This window comes from Trichloromonas sp. (assembly GCF_041583255.1).
Classification (GTDB): domain Bacteria; phylum Desulfobacterota; class Desulfuromonadia; order Desulfuromonadales; family Trichloromonadaceae; genus Trichloromonas.
The window spans coordinates 1-3975 of record NZ_JBFHGD010000259.1 but is presented as its reverse complement, the minus strand read 5'-3'; the positions used below and the strand labels follow the sequence as shown (position 1 = coordinate 3975).

At 59.6% G+C, this 3975-nt stretch carries 3 protein-coding genes; all 3 read right to left on the bottom strand.

Annotated features, from left to right (window positions below; genetic code table 11):
• Positions 1-903, bottom strand: a 903-nt coding sequence (locus ABYV89_RS15110) for a hypothetical protein (protein ID WP_432823765.1), incomplete at its 3' end; no start/stop codon positions are given.
• Between the two features lie 127 nt (positions 904-1030).
• Complete coding sequence (locus tag ABYV89_RS15105) at positions 1031-1372, bottom strand: zinc ribbon domain-containing protein YjdM (protein ID WP_432823764.1); 342 nt, start codon at positions 1370-1372, stop codon at positions 1031-1033.
• Positions 1373-1515: 143 nt separating this feature from the next.
• A complete protein-coding gene (locus ABYV89_RS15100; protein WP_432823763.1) occupies positions 1516-3741 on the bottom strand; it encodes a vitamin B12-dependent ribonucleotide reductase in 2226 nt (741 codons plus the stop codon).
• Positions 3742-3975 lie beyond the last annotated feature (234 nt).

Below are 3975 nucleotides of genomic sequence, written 5' to 3'. Positions count from 1 at the left end.
CCGATGGGCCGGGGCAAGGGCTCTTTGGCTCACCCCCTCTTGTAGTTGCCTCTGCTGGACCCATTCCCGCCTCTTGGTATCCAGGTACTCGTCCTTGTCCATTTCATAAAGTTGCTGCGGATACCTGGCCGTCATGTCATACCAGGCATGCAGCCGGGCTTCCAGTTGTTCGTTCTCAGCCAGGCCGATGGTGTCGAGATGGGCCTTCAATGCGAGGAAATAACGCATGGCGTTGCGCTCGATGATGCCGCCGGTGCCATTCACGTAGTTGGCTTCATCTCCCTGAATGCTGAAGCCGACCTTGTCGCGGCCGGCCGTAGCCAGGTAGGCGCGGGTGGCCAACATGCTGCGCAGGCTTGGACGGAAGGAGGAGTCCATGCGCAGGGAAGTGCGCCCCCCGGCCTCTTCCCAAGCTTCGACCTCGATGCGATAATCCCTGGTGCCGTAAGGGCCTTCGGGGGCCGTGAGCAGAATACGGAAGCGGTCCTGCTGCTGAGCCTCTACATGGAAGTCGTAGCGGATCTGGAAAGCCTCTTTGGGGGCCTCGTAGAATTTTCGGCCGACGTACAAGGTCAGTTCATTGCGGCCGTCGCGCGCGGCATAGGTGCAGGACTTGATGTTGAAGACCAGCGGCAGAAACTCGCACCATGATTCGGGGCGGGGCAGGGTTTCGCGGACCTCGGCAAAGGGGGATGCCAGCTGGCCCTGAACCTCGGCGCCGAGCAGGCCGTCCTTTTCCCAGGATTGGACGACGAGGGAGGCGTCGTCCAGGGCGGATGGCGATTGCTGGTAGTTCTGCGTCGCGGCCGGGGTGGCGATGCCGGCCCGGACCGTTCCCGCCGCGGTCAGTACGGCAAGCAGGATGATCAGGGCGAACCCTTTGCTGAAAACTCGGCTTGTCATAAAGAAGTCTCAATCTCGGGGGTAAATGAACACGATTCATCCATTCTACCCGAGGCTGAGGAGAAAAAGGAACCCACTTTCAAGCGTTTAAAGCGAAAATGTTGAACGGGGGGCCGGCCGGCAGCGCTCAGGCCTTTTTGACGAACTCCGATTTTAACTTCATCGGACCGATGCCGTCGATCTTGCAATCGATATCATGATCCCCCTCGACCAGCCGGATATTCCGGACCTTGGTCCCGACCTTGACCACCGACGACGAGCCTTTGATCTTGAGATCCTTGATCACCGTGACGGCATCGCCGTCCTCAAGGATGTTTCCGTGGGCGTCCCTGAACACGGGCTGATCGCCGCTGTTTGCGGCGGCCGCATCCCTGGCCCATTCATGGGAGCATTCCGGGCAAACATACAGGTTGCCGTCTTCGTAGGTGTATTCGGAACCACATTTCGGGCATTTCGGTAAATCACTCATTTGCTGTCCTTGGCTTGTTGATTGGTTTCCTCTCGTCTTGACGCACAGATTAACCCCTGCGCAAAGGGAGGGGGCAAGCCGGTCTTCCCAACTTGCCCCCCCACGGTTTCACCAGGCTTTAATCAGAGCTTTCATCCTTTAGCTTACGCACATTCACTGTAGCCGCAGGCATGGCAGACGCAGCAGCCGCCTTCATGCTCGACGGGGCCGCCGCACTCGGGGCAGGCGCCGCCGTTGTGTTTGACCGCTACGCCGTCTTCGCCGTGCTGGACCATGTGCATCTGGATCGCCTTGGCCACGGCGTCGGCGCAGGAGGTGACCCGGTTTTCGCCGAAGCCGGCGGGCTTGTGGCAGGTGATGCCGATCATCTGCTTGACCGCCTGGCGGGCCTGGACGCCGCTGCGCCAGGCCAGAGAGACCAGTCGGCCGATGGCCTCACACTGGCTGGCGGCGCAGCCGCCGGCCTTGCCCATGGTGGTGAAGAGCTCGAACAGCCCGTCTTTGTCTTCGTTGACGGTGATGTAGAGCGGGCCGCAGCCGGTTTCCATCTGGTAGGTGGTGCCGCGCAGGGCGCGAGGGCGCTCGCGTTTGCGGCCGGTCTTCTTGGTCTCGCGGGGAACCGTGTCCTCCGGAGCCTTCTCTTTTTTGGCGACCGAGAGAACCTGCTCATTACGGGAGCCGTCGCGGTAGATGGTGATGCCCTTACACCCCTGCTGGTAGGCGAGTCGGTAGACCGTGGCGACGTCTTCCTTGGTGGCGCTGGAGCCGAAGTTGACGGTCTTGGAGACGGCGTTGTCGGTGTATTTCTGAAAAGCCGCCTGCATGCGGATGTGGTCTTCGGGGGTGATGTCGTGGGCAGTGACGAAGATCCGTCGTATATCTTCGGGAACCTCGACGATGTCCTGCACGGTGCCGTGCTCGGCAATTTTCTTCATCAACTCGGGCGAATAGAAGCCCCGTTCGTGGGCGATCTTTTCGAATATCGGATGCACCTCGACCAAAACGTCTTTGTCGAGTACCTGGCGCACATAGGAGACGGCGAACAGCGGTTCGACGCCGCTGGAGGCGCTGGCCATGATGGAGATGGTGCCGGTCGGGGCGATGGTGGTGCTGGTGGCGTTGCGGATTTCTTTGCCGCCCTTCTTGTCAAAGACGCTCCCCTTGAAGTTGGGGAAGGCACCGCGTTCGGCGGCGAGTTCGACCGATAGTTTGCGTGCTTCGTCGGTGATGAACTTCATTATCTTTTCACCGAGCTTTACCGCGTCGTCGCTGTTGTAAGGGAGTCCGAGCAGAATCAGCATGTCGGCCCAGCCCATGACGCCGAGACCGATTTTGCGGTTGGCGCGGGTCATTTCGGAAATCTGCGGAATCGGGTAGTTGTTGACCTCGATGACGTTGTCGAGGAAACGGGCCGCAAGTCGGACGATCTTTTTCAGGTGATCCCAGTCGACGTCATCGTTCTTGACCAGTTTGGCCAAATTGATCGAGCCGAGATTGCACGACTCGTAGGGGAGCAGGGGCTGCTCGCCGCAGGGGTTGGTCGCCTCGAACTCGCCGATGTGCGGGGTCGGGTTGTCGCGGTTGAGGCGGTCGAGGAAGATGATCCCCGGCTCGCCGTTGGTCCAGGCCAGATCGACGATGTGGTCGAAGACCTTGCGGGCCGGCATGTTGATCAGCGGCTCCTGGGTGCGGGGGTTGATGATGGCGTATTCGCCGTCAGTTTCGACCGCTTGCATGAAGGCTTCGGTCATCCCGACCGAGATGTTGAAGTTGGTCAGCACGGTCTGGTCGCGCTTGGCCATGATGAAATCCATGATGTCCGGATGGTCGACCCGCAAGATGCCCATGTTGGCGCCGCGCCGGGTGCCGCCCTGCTTGATGGTCTCGGTGGCGGCATCGAACACCTTCATGAACGACAGGGGACCGGAAGAAACACCGCTGGTCGAGTTGACCACGTCACGGGCTGGACGGATACGCGAAAAGGAAAAGCCGGTGCCGCCGCCGCTCTTGTGGATCAGGGCGGTCTGCTTGATGGCCTCGAAAATTTCCTCCATCGAGTCGCCCACCGGCAGCACGAAGCAGGCCGACAGCTGACCGAGTTCGCGGCCGGCATTCATCAGGGTGGGGGAGTTGGGCAGAAACTCGAGGGTGGTCATCATCCGGTAGAACTCTTCTTCCAGCGCGGCAGCATCCTGGCCGGTCTTCAGCTTCGTTTCCGCCGAGGCGATGGTCCTGGCGACGCGGCGAAACATGTCGACCGGCGTTTCGAGAACCTTGCCTTCGGCGTCGCGTTTGAGATAGCGGCGTTCGAGAACGGTGATGGCGTTGGCGGAGAGAGAGTGTGTCGCGGAAGTCGCCGGTTTTTCCATGGGTCTTTGATCCTTTGAAGAAAATTAACAATGAAAAATGATAATCAATCGCTATATTCTGTGTGAGGCAGAATTTAAACCACAATATCTCGTGTGTCAATGCCGGAGTCGTCTATTTTTTTATTTCTAATGCGGGGCCCGGCGGCAGGGCGCAGTGTGCGGGGGTCTCGTCTGTGCGCCGTCCGCTAAGGCCTTTACACAAATGCCGGGATTGTGCTAGTAATATTAAGTATT